The sequence below is a fragment of the Candidatus Pantoea communis genome (assembly GCF_011752685.1).
GTDB classification, from domain to species: Bacteria; Pseudomonadota; Gammaproteobacteria; order Enterobacterales; family Enterobacteriaceae; genus Pantoea; species Pantoea communis.
The window spans coordinates 64,939-78,958 of record NZ_VWXC01000022.1; the positions used below are offsets into that span (position 1 = coordinate 64,939).

General features: G+C 50.1%; 18 protein-coding genes and 1 pseudogene. 10 read left to right on the forward strand and 9 right to left on the reverse strand.

The window, feature by feature from the left end:
• Positions 1-104: 104 nt before the first annotated feature.
• Positions 105-707, reverse strand: a complete 603-nt coding sequence (locus tag F3J37_RS22950; protein ID WP_166936061.1) for a helix-turn-helix transcriptional regulator — start codon at positions 705-707, stop codon at positions 105-107.
• Positions 708-905: 198 nt separating this feature from the next.
• On the opposite strand from F3J37_RS22950, the gene F3J37_RS22955 reads away from it, so the two are divergent.
• Entirely contained in the window at positions 906-1,091 is a 186-nt protein-coding gene (locus F3J37_RS22955; protein ID WP_072016973.1) for a con-10 family general stress protein, read from the forward strand.
• 41 nt (positions 1,092-1,132) lie between these two features.
• Here the strand turns inward: F3J37_RS22955 and lepB are convergent, their stop codons facing one another.
• A complete protein-coding gene (lepB, locus tag F3J37_RS22960; RefSeq protein ID WP_166936063.1) occupies positions 1,133-2,068 on the reverse strand; it encodes a signal peptidase I in 936 nt (311 codons plus the stop codon).
• Between the two features lie 225 nt (positions 2,069-2,293).
• Here lepB and F3J37_RS22965 point away from each other — a divergent pair, with 225 nt between their 5' ends.
• Positions 2,294-2,545, forward strand: a complete 252-nt coding sequence (locus F3J37_RS22965; protein ID WP_034822671.1) for a hypothetical protein — start codon at positions 2,294-2,296, stop codon at positions 2,543-2,545.
• Positions 2,546-2,614: 69 nt separating this feature from the next.
• On the opposite strand, the gene F3J37_RS28410 is transcribed toward F3J37_RS22965, so the two are convergent.
• Both F3J37_RS28410 and F3J37_RS22970 read right to left on the reverse strand, forming a co-directional pair.
• Positions 2,615-2,740 carry a hypothetical protein gene (locus F3J37_RS28410; protein ID WP_255464806.1) on the reverse strand — a complete coding sequence of 42 codons (126 nt, stop codon included), beginning with the start codon at positions 2,738-2,740 and terminating at the stop codon, positions 2,615-2,617.
• 263 nt (positions 2,741-3,003) lie between these two features.
• On the reverse strand, positions 3,004-3,204 hold the full coding sequence (locus F3J37_RS22970; protein WP_166936065.1) for a hypothetical protein: 201 nt from the start codon (positions 3,202-3,204) through the stop codon (positions 3,004-3,006).
• A 250-nt stretch (positions 3,205-3,454) separates the two neighbouring features.
• Here F3J37_RS22970 and F3J37_RS22975 point away from each other — a divergent pair, with 250 nt between their 5' ends.
• Positions 3,455-3,652, forward strand: coding sequence for a hypothetical protein (locus tag F3J37_RS22975; protein ID WP_034822666.1), 198 nt, complete (start codon positions 3,455-3,457; stop codon positions 3,650-3,652).
• Positions 3,653-4,441 carry a hypothetical protein gene (locus tag F3J37_RS22980; protein WP_166936067.1) on the forward strand — a complete coding sequence of 263 codons (789 nt, stop codon included), beginning with the start codon at positions 3,653-3,655 and terminating at the stop codon, positions 4,439-4,441.
• On the opposite strand, the gene F3J37_RS22985 is transcribed toward F3J37_RS22980, so the two are convergent.
• Positions 4,433-6,199 carry a sensor domain-containing phosphodiesterase gene (locus F3J37_RS22985; protein ID WP_166936069.1) on the reverse strand — a complete coding sequence of 589 codons (1,767 nt, stop codon included), beginning with the start codon at positions 6,197-6,199 and terminating at the stop codon, positions 4,433-4,435. The genes F3J37_RS22980 and F3J37_RS22985 overlap by 9 nt on opposite strands.
• Positions 6,200-6,955: 756 nt before the next feature.
• Between F3J37_RS22985 and F3J37_RS22990 the strand changes: the two genes are divergently transcribed.
• The 3 genes from F3J37_RS22990 (at position 6,956) to msrA (ending at position 8,626) form a co-directional block, all read left to right on the forward strand.
• Entirely contained in the window at positions 6,956-7,201 is a 246-nt protein-coding gene (locus F3J37_RS22990; RefSeq protein ID WP_034822655.1) for a ParD-like family protein, read from the forward strand.
• A complete protein-coding gene (gene map / locus F3J37_RS22995) occupies positions 7,198-7,986 on the forward strand; it encodes a type I methionyl aminopeptidase (RefSeq protein WP_166936071.1) in 789 nt (262 codons plus the stop codon). Before F3J37_RS22990 ends, map begins: the two co-directional genes overlap by 4 nt.
• 103 nt (positions 7,987-8,089) lie before the next feature.
• Entirely contained in the window at positions 8,090-8,626 is a 537-nt protein-coding gene (gene msrA, locus F3J37_RS23000) for a peptide-methionine (S)-S-oxide reductase MsrA (RefSeq protein ID WP_160867177.1), read from the forward strand.
• Here msrA and F3J37_RS23005 read toward each other — a convergent pair.
• Entirely contained in the window at positions 8,623-9,528 is a 906-nt protein-coding gene (locus F3J37_RS23005) for a LysR family transcriptional regulator (RefSeq protein ID WP_034822648.1), read from the reverse strand. The two genes, msrA and F3J37_RS23005, sit on opposite strands and share 4 nt — an antisense overlap.
• Before the next feature lie 145 nt (positions 9,529-9,673).
• Here F3J37_RS23005 and F3J37_RS28190 point away from each other — a divergent pair.
• A pseudogene (locus F3J37_RS28190) lies at positions 9,674-9,766 on the forward strand (hypothetical protein); the annotation flags it as partial.
• An 80-nt stretch (positions 9,767-9,846) separates the two neighbouring features.
• Here F3J37_RS28190 and F3J37_RS23010 read toward each other — a convergent pair.
• Positions 9,847-10,254: a hypothetical protein gene (locus tag F3J37_RS23010; RefSeq protein ID WP_166936073.1), complete on the reverse strand. Its 408-nt coding sequence runs from the start codon at positions 10,252-10,254 to the stop codon at positions 9,847-9,849.
• Between the two features lie 80 nt (positions 10,255-10,334).
• Positions 10,335-10,943: a LysE family translocator gene (locus F3J37_RS23015; protein ID WP_166936075.1), complete on the reverse strand. Its 609-nt coding sequence runs from the start codon at positions 10,941-10,943 to the stop codon at positions 10,335-10,337.
• Positions 10,944-11,056: 113 nt separating this feature from the next.
• Between F3J37_RS23015 and F3J37_RS23020 the strand changes: the two genes are divergently transcribed.
• Both F3J37_RS23020 and F3J37_RS23025 read left to right on the forward strand, forming a co-directional pair.
• Positions 11,057-11,839 carry a LysR family transcriptional regulator gene (locus F3J37_RS23020; RefSeq protein WP_166936077.1) on the forward strand — a complete coding sequence of 261 codons (783 nt, stop codon included), beginning with the start codon at positions 11,057-11,059 and terminating at the stop codon, positions 11,837-11,839.
• Positions 11,840-11,903: 64 nt separating this feature from the next.
• Positions 11,904-13,220 (forward strand): IS4 family transposase, encoded by a 1,317-nt coding sequence (locus tag F3J37_RS23025; protein ID WP_166936079.1) that lies wholly within the window; start codon positions 11,904-11,906, stop codon positions 13,218-13,220.
• A 50-nt stretch (positions 13,221-13,270) separates the two neighbouring features.
• Here F3J37_RS23025 and tonB read toward each other — a convergent pair whose 3' ends face one another.
• A complete protein-coding gene (tonB, locus tag F3J37_RS23030) occupies positions 13,271-13,990 on the reverse strand; it encodes a TonB system transport protein TonB (protein ID WP_202403655.1) in 720 nt (239 codons plus the stop codon).
• Positions 13,991-14,020: the final 30 nt, after the last annotated feature.

Here is a 14,020-nt window from a genome sequence, read left to right on the forward strand (position 1 = left end):
TCTTCCTCCTGCGGGCCGGAATTCTCAAGCCTCAGGCAAAAAGCACCCTTTACTGACCGGGCATAACAGGGCGTTATGAGCGAGGGATACAGTCAGTAGAGGTATTAATCGACATGGGTTCGATTAAACCCGTATTGCGTAAGCCGATGATGAAACTGAACATTATTCTCACAATTCAGTTTAGTGTAAATCGATCGCTTATAGTGACTGATGGTTTTGTTATTCAGTCTGACACGCAAGGCAATGTCCTGCTGACTGCTGTATCGGGCAAGCCATTTCAGCATGTGAAATTCTTGCAGCGAGAGCGATGGAACACGGCTGCGTGTTGATGTATGCGGTCTCTTCTCAGCGAGTGTATTGATGTTTTGAACAATGCTGGCTAATGAGGCTTTTTTTGTCAGAAATAAAACCGAATGAAATTCATGGGCAAGAAAATTAAGCAGCGCAGCATCATTAATGTCGGTCAGTACCAACACGCGGATACAAGGATAAAGTGCCTGCAACAGGCGTAAAAACGCATAGGAAGATTCAATATCATCCGCTTCAGTTTTTAACTCAATAATCATTACTTCGATAGATTGATCGATTAATATTTTTTTTGCATCACATAAAGATGAGCAGGATAAGAATTGGTAACCTGCAGATATCAATAGTTTTTCTAAGCCAAGCGCGGCCCAGAAATTGACTTCAACATTTAATATTTTCATGTTTATTACTTAAACAATTAAAAAACCATTTAATCGTGATTAGTGGCTATTTGAAATCGGACAACATTTCTTTTTTTGTGCGATAAAGACTACAAAATATTAATTACCCCGCGCTGGCGAAGCCGCAATCGCGCACTAAAATTATGGAGTGACTAGCTAGTCCTTATCTCTCACGGAACATTGATATGAGGTCTTCCTATGAAACAACAGAGCTACAGAGGCGGTGCAGGGAATTTTGCTAACGATCCGGCACGCGCAAGAGAAGCTGGCAAAGCGGGAGGCAAAGCCAGTGGAGGCAACTTCAGAAACGACCCTGAACGCGCCGTTGAAGCGGGTCGGAAAGGAGGCAAGATAAGTCGCCGTCCTCCAACAAAGTCTGAGTAAAGCGCTTTAGGATTTGTTCTGCCAGGGACTGGCATCTTCTCTTAATGGATCCGCCCGATGCGACCTGGCCTCAAGCCTGTCGGCCACTGCCCTTCCTGTTTTTCCATACTAAATCCAATCGCCACCGCTTTGCCCACCAGATTACGCTCAGGGACAAAACCCCAATAGCGGCTGTCATAGCTGTTGTTACGATTATCACCCATCATAAAATAGCTATCCGCCGGCACCACCCACTCTCCAGGCTGCTGACCTGGTTGATGGAAAAACGCCGATGCTGAAACAGTCCATTCAGGCTTCTGCAAAATGCGATGCGTCACCGCCGCTAGCGTTTCAGTGCCCATCAATAGACGCTGTTCATCAGGCTTTTCCTCGCCAATTGGTCTGGCATAAAAGCCCGGATGCATTCCGGCAGTCTCGACGAACTCGCCCGCTTTGAGCGCACTGTAATGAATGGCTAGCGCAGGTGCACAAGATTGATGGTCCTGGCAAAAAGGGAAAACAGTGAGCTGTTGTGAGGCTGGATTGAAGATGACTTTGTCACCGGGCAAACCGATAACTCTTTTAATGAACAACTGCGTTTCGTCCTGAGGAAACGCAAATATCGCAATATCACCACGTTTAGGGTATCCGGTGGCAAGCAACGTTTTCTGATTGAATGGATTTCGAAGCCCGTATGAATATTTATCTGCCAGCACCCAGTCGCCGGTGAGGAGAGTTGGCATCATGGATCCAGAAGGAATGCGAAAAGGCTCCCAGCCAAAGGCCCGAACCAGTAACACGATGACCAGTAACGGAAAGAGCGATGCGGGCGTATCCAGCCAACTCGGGAGGCGCTGAGTTTTACCCTGCTGTATGAGCGAAGATTCTGCCTGGTTTTTCTCAAGGGTGATGCGCGTCAAAGCCCAAAGCCTGTATGTCCAACTCAGGCCGCTAAAAACCACAGCAATGGCCAGTATCAGGGCGAAGATGTTCATCATAAGAGGGTTCCAGCGCTGCCGCGTTATTCATTCGCATCAATCATTGCGGCTCGTTAATTTGCGCCGTCAATATAAACCAAATGTTAGGTTATCGCTCTCCAATCTGTGCTTTACGGCTCGCTTAATATGATGCGAATGGTGAGGCTTGAGTTATAGGCTTTTCAATGCCATATTCTTTTCAATAATGTGGCTCGCTTAATCTACATAACTTAATAGGGAGTGATAATGTCCACCGAAGAAAGAATAAAGGAACTTGAAGAAACGGTTCAGCGTTTAAAAATCGAAACTGAGGTGTTGCGTGAACTGATGATTAAACAGGTCGCGGTGAATAACATCACCTTCAAAGGGAAATATGATGAAGTCATTATTAACATGGCTAAAGAGTATGAAGAGCGCGGACTGGAAGTTGACCGTAACCGAGCCATGCATGAAGCGATACGGCAATACATCAAAGATGATGCATCATCCAATGATTGAAATGCTGTACCGCAATAATACCCTTACAAATCACGCAAAAGAGCCGCTTCCGCGGCTCTGAATTGAGAATCAGATCATCGGATTTTGATCATCAGGTAAATCACGATCGTCAGTCTCATCATCCTCTTCATCGGGTAAGGGTAAATCGTCGCCAGGCAGCGGCTTAACATCATCTGGATCTGGACGTTCTGACATATATACCTCCATTCACCCTGATTGGGTATAAGTAGTTTAGTGGGGTGATGATTGATACGGTGCAGAAAATAACCGATTTTGTGAATCAAGCGTAGGATATTTTATAAAATATTTTAACCACTAGAAAAGCTTACTTTATAAACTACATGCTTCGTTTATTTCGAAATTACAGGGTGATTAACCAACAATTTCAATTGATTAAGCACACCCTATAATTAAAGAGATGTTGTTTAAATGTCGGGTGAGATTAATTGTCAGCGAGGCTATTTATCCTGATAAGGATCCTGCTTGTGATCTTTACTATCATCGCGCGTGCGCGGAATCTCTCCATGATCTTCAGGGTTGTCTTTTGCCGGATGGTCATCCTCTTCATACGCATTGCCGACATTGGGGGCGGCTTCGGGAAATTCCTTATGCACATCCCCTTCTTTATTACGTTGTTCATTCGTATGATGATATTTCATAATTAACCTCATATTTAATGTCTTTCTTATTGTAGTCTAATTTTAACGACAGGAAATGAATGCTGAACGCCTAAGCCATTCATTATTAAAACTGGCAAATTTTTCCATTCCCCTACGGTCTCGCTTACTTCAGATTTTTAGACAGATTAATCCGTAAGTTCGAAAACACGCCTATTATTCAAGTCACTAACCCAAATTCACATCGGATAGTGTGCCATACTCTCGGTACCCAAATTAATTGGAAAATAACATGTTTCACTTTGTTATCGCCCTCTTCAAGAGCCCTGAGTCATTGCTACAAGTGATGAGCCAGCAAGATATGAAAGAATCCATTCAGGAGGGTGACAGGATCATTATTGATGAAGATGGAAACGCTTCGGTTAATCCGTTAAGTCCCAAAGTTCAGCGCGATTTTGCCCATCATGTCAAAACCTTGAAGGATATCTAAATGGGAACGGCAATATTTATGGTGCTGATGGTGTGTGGCTATTGGTACACCAGCCGGGACATGTCGAGTCGCTTAAAAATAAAGCGTTCCTTTGGCTGGGATGTCTACTTTTTAATTGCCCTTTATGGTTGTATTTTTGTCTTACAGGGCGTGTTTGCCACCGGGATTGTCTGGCTGATATTACTCGCCGCTTCAGCGATCAATAATACTTTTGCACTTACCCGCCTGGTGCATGCTCGTTGGCATGTGGATTTTATGACCTGGAGCTTCCTGGGTATTCAGGCACCGGTCGTGATTATGCTCGCCTTTGCCGTGCTGTTTTGTGTGTATCGCTCAAACTGGGCTGGCAGCGCGCGATTAACCGCCAGCAGCCGCCGCGACCTCTATCAGCGATTGTCACGTTCGAACGGTATTGAACAGATGTTGTTGCAGTGTATGGAAGACGGTGAGTTAGCCTGGATAACGCTAAAATCCCGACGCATCTACATTGGCATGATTCATGCCGCCACCTTCGAATATGCCAGCACGGCCAATATTGTATTAATACCGATGCTCAGCGGTTATCGCGATTCACGTACGCTAAATCTCGCCGTTGAGCACAATTACAGCCGTTGGTATCATCAGCACCAAATTGATTTCATGTCGAAACCCAAAACAGCTTTAGCGTTTCGTAAAGTGATTATGGTGGAACAAATCGAGAGTCTGTCGCTGTTTGATCCCGCCAGCGCCAGTGCTCTGGCAATGGGTGAGGCAGGAACCGGTGAAGTCAGGACAGACGCATCACCCTAACTTCCAGCGCAACCAATTATCCAGTTCGCTTTCAGGTAACGGGCGGGAATGAAAGAACCCCTGCGCCTGATCGCAACCGAACTCTTTTAACGCTTCGAGCGTCTCAATATTTTCCACGCCTTCCGCTAACACCACATAATCCAGTTCTTTGAGCATAGCGATAATGCTGCGGGTGATGATGCGTGACGCGGTATCCGTGGCAAGTCCGCCGACAATCGAACGGTCGAGTTTGACCACATCCAGAGGCATTTTTCGTAGGTAGCTGATATTGCTGTAACCGGTGCCGAAATCATCCAGCGCAATACCAAAACCGCGCAGTTTCAACATTTCCAGTCCCTTAATGGCCGCCGCGCTTTCGATGATGCGCTCAGTTTCCAGGCACTCAATGCCGAGCAGATTCGTCGGCAGACGTGCCTTGATCATCTTATTCTCGAGCCTGTCAGCAAAACTTTCCTGGCTAAAGTCGCGCACGCTAACGTTCACCGTGACAGGCAACTGGATACCTTGCCCGTTGAGCCGTTTCAACCGCTCAATGGTTTTATCAATGACCCATTCGGTGATCTCTTGCAGCAGCGTGGTTTGTTCCGCGAGCGGGATGAAAACTGAAGGAGAAAGTTCACCTCGGGTGGGATGGCGCCATCGGATCAGCGCTTCGAGCCCAATCGGTAAACCGCTGCTCAGACAGATTTTCGGCTGGAACACCAGATACAATCCATGGTTGTGCCTTACAGCAGTGGCCAGGTCGTTGACGAGAGTAAAGTCATCCGTACGCCGCTCATCGTTTTCCTCACTGAAGTTCATACACGGGATCCCGCGACAAATGGCTTCATGCAAGGCACTAACGGCTCGACGCAGCGCTTCCTGAGCGGAAATTTCTGACGGCGAAAAGAGGGTTTCACCGGTATGTGTCGCCAAATCGACCGATAAACCTTCTCCAATCTCGGCGCGTACGCCTTCCATGCGTCGCGCAACCCACTCGGCGCACAATGGACTTTCTTGTTGAGTTAATAGCGCGAACCGCCCGGTTGCCACGGTATAGAGCAGTTCATTTTTGCCGGGACGCAGACGTAGCGGCAGTAACGTTGCCATATCTTTGAGGAGCCCTTCGACAGGTGCCATGCCCAACGAACGCGCCAGCTCATAGGCTCGCGGCATATCGATGCAGTCGATTAACACCAGTCGATACCGCGTGTTATCACCCGCATTACGCAAGGCTTGCAGGTCTCTAATCAGTTGCTGTCGGTTAGGCAATCCTGTAACCAAATCGGTAAAACCGACAGAATGCCAGGCTTCAAGAAAGGAAATAACCAGCTGTGATAGCAACGTCATCGTCGCCAGCTTTTCAGCGCTAAAGGTATGTGGTTTGCTATCCACCACGCACAGCGTGCCTAAGACCAGCCCTTCCTGGCTCTTTAGTGGCACGCCCGCATAAAAGCGAACAAAAGGTTCACCTATAACAAAAGGATTGACGGAAAAACAGGCGTCCAGTTGGGTATCGGGCACCACCAGCGGTTGATCCCCCTCGACCACGTACTGACACAATGAATCGGCACGCAACGTTTCACCGACGTTAAAGTTGTGCGCAGCTTTGATGTATTGGAAATCATCGTCAAGGACAGAGATGAAACTGCTGGGAACATCCAGCGTTTTACTGACCAAATCAGTGAATTTGCTCAGTACATCGTCACGGCAGATATCCGGATTCCGAAGTGCCTGGAGCGTGATGCAGCCTGGCTTCAATTCGTTAGTTATGCTCATTTGCACTCGCCCATTCCATTGGCACGGATAGCAATGCTGAACTCAAAAGAATAACTTCATTATCATTAAGGAGAATATCCGCCATTTTGCGTCTATTTTGCTCATTATTAACCGGTCAATATCACCATATTATGCTCGCCATCACGGTTTGTCATGCTGAAATATCTTTACAAAAATCTTACATGAAAACTGAGTAAAGGTATCCTTCATCCCATTCAAGCGAGGCGTAAATTGATAACAAGGATGACGGCTGCTCAGAGATTTCTCAATGGCGCACGCATTAATAGGATTTAATAATTACCGCATAGAATTCAGTCTTTTGTCCGTAATTCAACAAGCACAGAAAAGCATCAAATAAGCGATGCGTCACGGCATATATATTCCTGCCCTATCGCTAAGTCGGTCCAGGTTTTCTCTTAATGATGCGTCTCGCTTATTAGCTTAATCTCTCAATAATGGGATTATTTTATTTTAGCTAAGGTTTCAAATCCCGAACTTTCACCACCCTGCTCTGGGGAAATCCAGAGATATTACTCTGCAACGATTATAAAGCCGCTTCGCAGGGTATTTTTTCTTTAGTCTATCTTTTCCTCCACACATCACGCCACCCTGTCACGCCGTAGCAGGCTTAAACGGCTAAGAGGTGGAGATGCTATGCAGGGTCACGGCAAACTTCCCAACATTTCCCCTTCCATCTTATCCGGACGCAGCGTAACCTATATGCAAAACGACTATGTTTCATATACGGATCGCATAATGGGTATCGTAAAAATTTCTGATCTGATGCATGAGAATCTGCGTATCGCGAGCACGGCGTTAAGCCGTTCCATCAATGCGCAGGCAGAACACTGGATGAAGATTGGCATGCTGGCTGAGCTTTATCCTGACCTCAACCTTCAGGAACTGACGCGCCTGTTGATGCGTGTCGAACGTGACGGCGGCGCAGATTTAGCGCAGCTGCTTGACCAGCCTACATTAACCTCGCAGGGAATCGCGCAATGACCATCAAACTACATTCCGCTGAAGAAATCGAACTGGCACGCGCTGCCGGACACGCCGCGGCAAAAGTGCTCGAAATCATCACCCCTTACGTCAAACCCGGCGTGACCACAGATGAACTGGACGCCATTTGCCATGACTATATTGTCAATGAACTGAAGGTTGTTCCCGCGAATGTTGGTTATCACGGCTATACACGCACCACCTGTACCTCGGTAAACCACGTGGTGTGCCATGGCATTCCAGGTGAGAAGAAGCTCAAGAATGGCGATATCGTCAACATCGACGTCGGCATCATCAAAGATGGCTGGTACGGTGATACCAGCCGCATGTATTACGTGGGTGAACCATCGGTGCGCGCTAAACGTCTGGTCGATATCACCTACGAATCGATGGTGGCGGGCATTAAAGTCGTCAAACCCGGCGCGACATTGGGTGATATCGGCGCCGCGATCCAACAGGTGGCGGAGAAAGCCGGATTTTCAGTGGTGCGTGAATATTGCGGTCACGGTGTTGGTGAGATTTATCACGACGAGCCTCAGATTCTGCACTACGGTACGCCGGGCACAGGGATTAAGTTGCAGGCAGGCATGATCTTTACCATCGAGCCAATGATCAATGCCGGCAAAGCAGGCACCAGTGTTTTATCTGATGGCTGGACGGTGGTGACAAAAGATCGCTCGCTGTCGGCGCAGTGGGAACACACCCTTGCTGTGACCGAGACCGGCTTCGATTTGCTCACGCCATGGCCTGAAGGCACAGGCGATTACGCAGCAATTGAAGCCTGAGTGCGGCTTAGCGCGCTGACAGGCATTCAGGATGCGCCAATGCAGTGGCGTTACTTTTCACCGCCGTGTAAGGTAACGTCACTTTTTTTATCCGGAACTTAGACTGATGCGTGAACAAGCCATTTTTGCCGGCGGCTGCTTTTGGTGTACTGAAGCGATTTTCCAATCCATCCATGGTGTATTGAGCGTGGAAAGTGGTTATATCGGCGGCCATGTCTCGTCACCCACTTACGATCAAGTTTACAGCGACACCACCGGTCACGCCGAGGCGGTGAAAATCGAGTTCGATCCCGATCTCGTCAGTTACGACGATTTGCTCGACATCCACTTCGCGACACATGATGCCACGCAGGAAAACATCAAAGACGGCGTGGTGCGTTCACGTTATCGTTCCGCACTGTTTCCGACCAGCGATGCACAGCGCGTTGCCGCTGAACAAGGGATAGCGCGTGCCGCTGCCGAACTCAGCAAGCCGCTGGTGACAAAGCTGGAACCGTTAGCCGAGTGGTACGCAGCCGAAGACTATCATCAAAACTTCTGGGAGAAAGAAGGACAAGAAAACGCCTTCTGTATGATGAATATCCCGGCAAAACTGCAGAAACTGCGCAATAAATTTCCGAAACAGGCATCGGACGCTTAACGCGCCATCTCATCGATAACCTGTGTGATGCGCTGAATCACCCTCTGCGCCGCCCGCGATAACTGTCGGGATGGCGCAGTACAAAGGGCCAACGTCAGCGGACGCATCACGCTGTTTTTCAGCGGCACAAAGCACAGTTGCTGCTCCTGCACTTCAGTCATCACATCCAACAAACTCAGCACGCATACGCCAGTGCCCTGAGCAACCAAACTGCGTATCAGGCGAATATCGTTGCAGGCAATAATGTTATCCGGCGCCATGCCCTGCTTGCGGTATAGCGCATCGACCCGTTCATGGACCACCAGCGAATCACCAGGAATGATATGCCGTTCCTGGCTCAATTGACTGAGCGATAGCGCATCGCACTGGCTCAATGGATGATCGGGCGCCATGACTATACCCATATCCAGTTCCGCAAACGCCAACACATCCAGTCCACTCTGTCCCGCCGGATCCAGGATCAAGCCAAAATCAATCGCAGACTGTCGAATCAATTGGCTGATGGCGTGGCTGTTGTCGACGGTAAGTTCCAGCCGCAGCCACTGATGTTCACGTGCAATATCCGCAATCGCATCAGCCACCGGTCCCTTAGTCAGTGATTGCACCAGACCCGCGCTGACGTTACCGCGCTTCAAACCCTGTATATCGTCGAAACGCTGGCACGTAACGCGAAATTCGCGCTGCCAGCGCATCACATCGTCGTACAACAACTCACCGGCGGTGGTCATCCGCAGCCCATCCGGCAAACGCTCAAACAGCGGCGTACCAAAGCTCTCTTCCGCCTGCAGGATCTGCCGGTTAATGGCGGACGCGGAGACGTGCAGTTTCTCGGCGGCTTTACGTAAGCTGCCGCTGCGAGCCACTTCTGCAAAGTAAACGGAAAAGCGGGAAAACGGACTCATGCATCACCTGTACTGTTTTTTGCAACACTTGATTGAATTCTGTCGGATGGATTTGTACAGAGCTAATTATTCACAATGTCCTGATAAAAATGAAGTCTTTCAGTCGCCCTCGTGAGCCAATGGCAGGAACATCACCATGAATACCCGCAACGTCGAGCTGCGGGTCCAGGTAGAAGATGTGCACGCTTTCAATCTGCGGGTATTTGAAGAGGATTGCCTGAGGGGGGAAACAAAAAAAACCAGCGCCAGCCGCTGAACAGTTTATCGCGCTGTGCTGCTCACGCATTTAATCGCGCAATCGGGTGATCGACCTGTAACTTATTTAGTGCGCCACATGCGGTACTGTCCCCAGAAGCCTACTTCTGTGACGTACTCCTGTGGCGTGCCGTCAGCCACAATATCCAGCGACTTGCGCATCCCCAGACTCATCACTGAACAGTCATTACTGACGCGCAACTTGTGCAGACCATTTTCCAGATAAGCAGTGACAAACTGGTTTTGACGCAACATCGCGACATCCTGACCATCCACGTTCACCACGAATTTGCAGGTTCCACCGCTGGCACTTCCAATAAACTGCTTGAGGCGCGTAACAGTCACCGGTGTCTGCTTCTTGCTGGCATCCGGTGTCACCATTTGCTGATTGATGATGGTATCGGCTGATCCATAAGGTCTGGCGCACCCTGCCAGGGTTAAAACCGCTAACGCTATCAATGCTTTTTTCATTACTTTCCCTTTAGTCTGCTGCTCCATGCAGCCATTCGCTATGCGTTATCGGCGCTACGGGTGAAATCTTCAATACCACGCTATAACAACAATTGCCTCAGGTTGTAGAACGCTCCCGCCAGCGCGATCAGCAACAACATCAGCATTGATATCCGCTCCAGGCGCTGCTGATGTGCTCCCGGCAGCCAGCGCTTTACGGTGATGATATAAAACGCCAGCACCGCAAAATCGAAGGCCATCCACACCAGCGCCAGGGTGATCAGGCTGCTGCTCAGATCGGGCGTGATGGCGATAAACTGTGGAAACAGCGCGGCAAAAAACAGAATATCTTTTGGATTAGAGATGCCCACCACAAAGCCTTTAAGCAATCCCCCCTGTGCTGCAGGCCGGTGGGCGGTTGCACTTGTCGCAGCACGTAAGCCTCGCCATGCAATCACGCCAATAAACAGGGAACCCAGCAACCCGGCGACTTGCAAACTCAAGGGATCGAGAGAGACCAATCCCGTCAACATCAGTGCAGCCAGCGCAATCAACACCAGTGATGCCGCGTTAGTGCCCACCACTGTGGCAAAAGCGCGGCGATAACCGTGACGCGCGGCCGTGCCCGTGATCAGCGCCACCACCGGGCCTGGCGTTATTAACAGCAATAAAATCGCCAGCATATACGCCAGCAGCAGTGAGAAGTTCATGGCAACGACCTGAAACGTATTAGAAGGTCGCCAGTATGGCTTTTCGTTTCCACATAGAAAAACGCTTTAAAATGCCGTTGAATGTGAGTTTTACTCAATATTGAGTTTGCCTTATGACGCTTCCTCCACTTTACGCGTTGCGCGCCTTTGCCAGTGCGTCGCAATTGGGGTCTTTTAGCCAGGCCGCTGCGGCACTCAACGTCACCCCTGGTGCGATTAGCCGCCACATCCGCACCCTTGAAGCGTGGTTCGATTGCCAACTGTTTGTCCGTAAAGGCCCCAGGGTCGAAATCAGCGCTGCCGGTAGCGTATTAGCGGCACAATTACAGGCCGGATTTGCCTCTTTAGAGCAAGCTTGCGCCGCCTTCACGCAGCAGGGTCATCAACTCCGTCTCAAGGCCCCTTCGACACTGACCATGCGGTGGCTGCTGGATGCACTCCAACTCTATCGCGAGCAAAACTCAACACCTGAAGTGCAGATTACCAGCGTTTGGATGGACACCGACAACGTCGATTTTGCCCGTGAACCTTTTGACTGCGCCATCTTGTTGGGCGACGGCCATTTTGGTGCAGACACTGAATGCCATTTGCTGTTTCAGGAGTGGTTAATTCCGATTTGCGCCCCCGCACTGGAACGACAGGCACAAACGCAATTGGCAAGTTGTGAATTGATTCACCCTTCACACGATCGCCGCGACTGGCTGAGGTGGTCACAGGGGGCAGTTGATGCACCGGCTATCAATCTGTGGCAAGGCAAACTGTTCGATACGCTGGAACAGGGCACGATGGCGGCGATCAGTGGACACGGCGTTTCAATTGGTGACTTGCTGCTCAGCCAGGAGGCGATTAATAACGGCTTACTGGTGCTTAATGCCGATCAGTTAAGACAAAAATGATCGGTTGAACGATCCGGCAGTTCTGCAAGAATCCGTAATCTCTCAGGGATTACGGATTTTTTTTATGCTTCTCAGTCAGGCTCTCGATATTGTTCATAACTTTACTCCTCAGGAGTTCTCGACGCTTTCTGATCTCCTTTCTCCTGAACTTATTGACGAGTGTCTCGCGGATACCGGGACAGTAACGTTACGAAAGCGCCGGTTATCGATGGAAATGATGGTCTGGGCTGTGACCGGCATGGCACTTTTTCGCTCCCATTCGATGACTCAGCTCGTCTCACACCTGGATATCCTTCTGCCGGGGAAAAGGCCCTTTGTTGCGCCCAGCGCGGTTGTGCAGGCCCGGCAGCGATTTGGAGAAGATGTTATCCGGTTAATGTTTGAGAAAACGCAGCGCCTGTGGTTTGAAAAGACACCGCTGTCGCACTGGAACGGACTGACTCTGATGGCGGTGGATGGCACCGTATGGCGTACCCCTGACACACCAGAGAATGATGCCGCCTTCGGGCGAACGGCCAATATTAATAAGTGCTCTGAGTGGCCGCAGGTGCGAATGGTCTGTCAGATGGAAGTCACCAGTCACCTGCTGTCAGCAGCAGCGTTCGACAGCGTCTCAGCTGTCGGCGAAGCCGATCTTGCCGCTCAGCTTATCCCACAGACCCCCGACCACTCTCTGACCCTCTTTGATAAAGGTTTTTATGCGCTGGGTCTGCTGCACGCCTGGCAGTCAGCGGGAACGGAAAGACACTGGATGCTGCCGCTGCGCAAAGGAGCACAGTACCGTGTAGTCCGTAGCTTAGGAGCCGGGCAGGAGTTGGTGGAATTACAGCTGTCGCCGCAGGCGAAGAAAAAATGGCAGGGTGCTGCAGACACGCTGACGGCAAGGCTTATCAGCAAAGAACTCAACGGAAAAACGGTTCAAATCCTGACATCCATGTGCGACCCCCTGAGGTATCCCAAAGCAGATGTCGTGGATTTATACGGCCATCGCTGGGAAATAGAGCATGGGTTCCGCGAGATGAAACAACACCTGCTGAATAATGAGCTGACGCTGAGAAGCAAAAAGCCAGAACTTGTGCGTCAGGAGCTGTGGGGCGTGGTCCTGGCCTATAACCTTCTGAGGTTCATGATGGCGCAGATGGCGTACAGCCTGAAAGGCGTGGAACCTTATCAGATGAGTTTTAAGCAGTCCGCACTGTATCTGAGAAGTCATCTGAGCCTGCTACCGGGCATCTCACCGGGAAAAATACCGCGGATAATGGAAGAGATAATGGCGATGGCTCCAGGGCTGGTGCTGCCGGAAAGAAGAGTGCGGCATTACCCAAGGGCGGTAAAAAAGAGGCCACAACGTTATCCGTTGCGGCCTCCATTAAGATCTTAACTGACAAGCATTAGGTCAATGACCGCTTTTTCTTTGCCTTCAACCCAGGCTTACTCGATGTTAGCACCGCCGTTAATGCGGAACACTATGTTCATGGTCAAGCCTTTGCCAGGACGACCCGGCTGATAACGCCACTTCTTCATGGCCTGCTTCACTTCACGCTCGAACATGTTGCGCGGTTCGGCAGAAAGAATCTCCACATTATCGACACGACCGTCGCTATCCACATCGAATTGCACGCGTACACGCCCTTCCACGCGTAACGCAAACGCACGCGCCGGATAGGCAGGTTTGCTCACGTTCATCGCCTTAGGCCCGTCAGAGACGGTTTGCGTTGGCGCTGGATTACTCTTCGGTGCCGTGGTCGGACGCGTCTGAGTGGTCGGGATATCCTGCTTGACCGGATTCTCCTGCGGCTTCACTTCCTTACGTGGCTTCGGCTCGACCTTTTTCTCTACCTTCGGCTTAGGTTTTGGCTTGGGCTTTGGTTCAGGTTTCGGAATCGGCACCGGCTCGACTTTAGGCGGCTCGGGTGCAACTTCCGGCTCAGGTTCGGGCTCTGGCGGCGGCGTCACCACCGCGGGGGCCGGTTCTGGCTGCACTTCAGGTGCCACCATGGTCACGCTGATTGGCTGGGATGCTTTCGGAACCTCAATGGTCTGATGAAACGATGCATAGAGAATGCCCGCAATCAGCGAGCCGTGGAGTACCACGGACAAGATCATAGCTACGGGGGTACGTGTAGGAAGAGGCGTAGTCAACGTCGTCATATCAGTCATATTCATTGAGTGAAGCGCAGA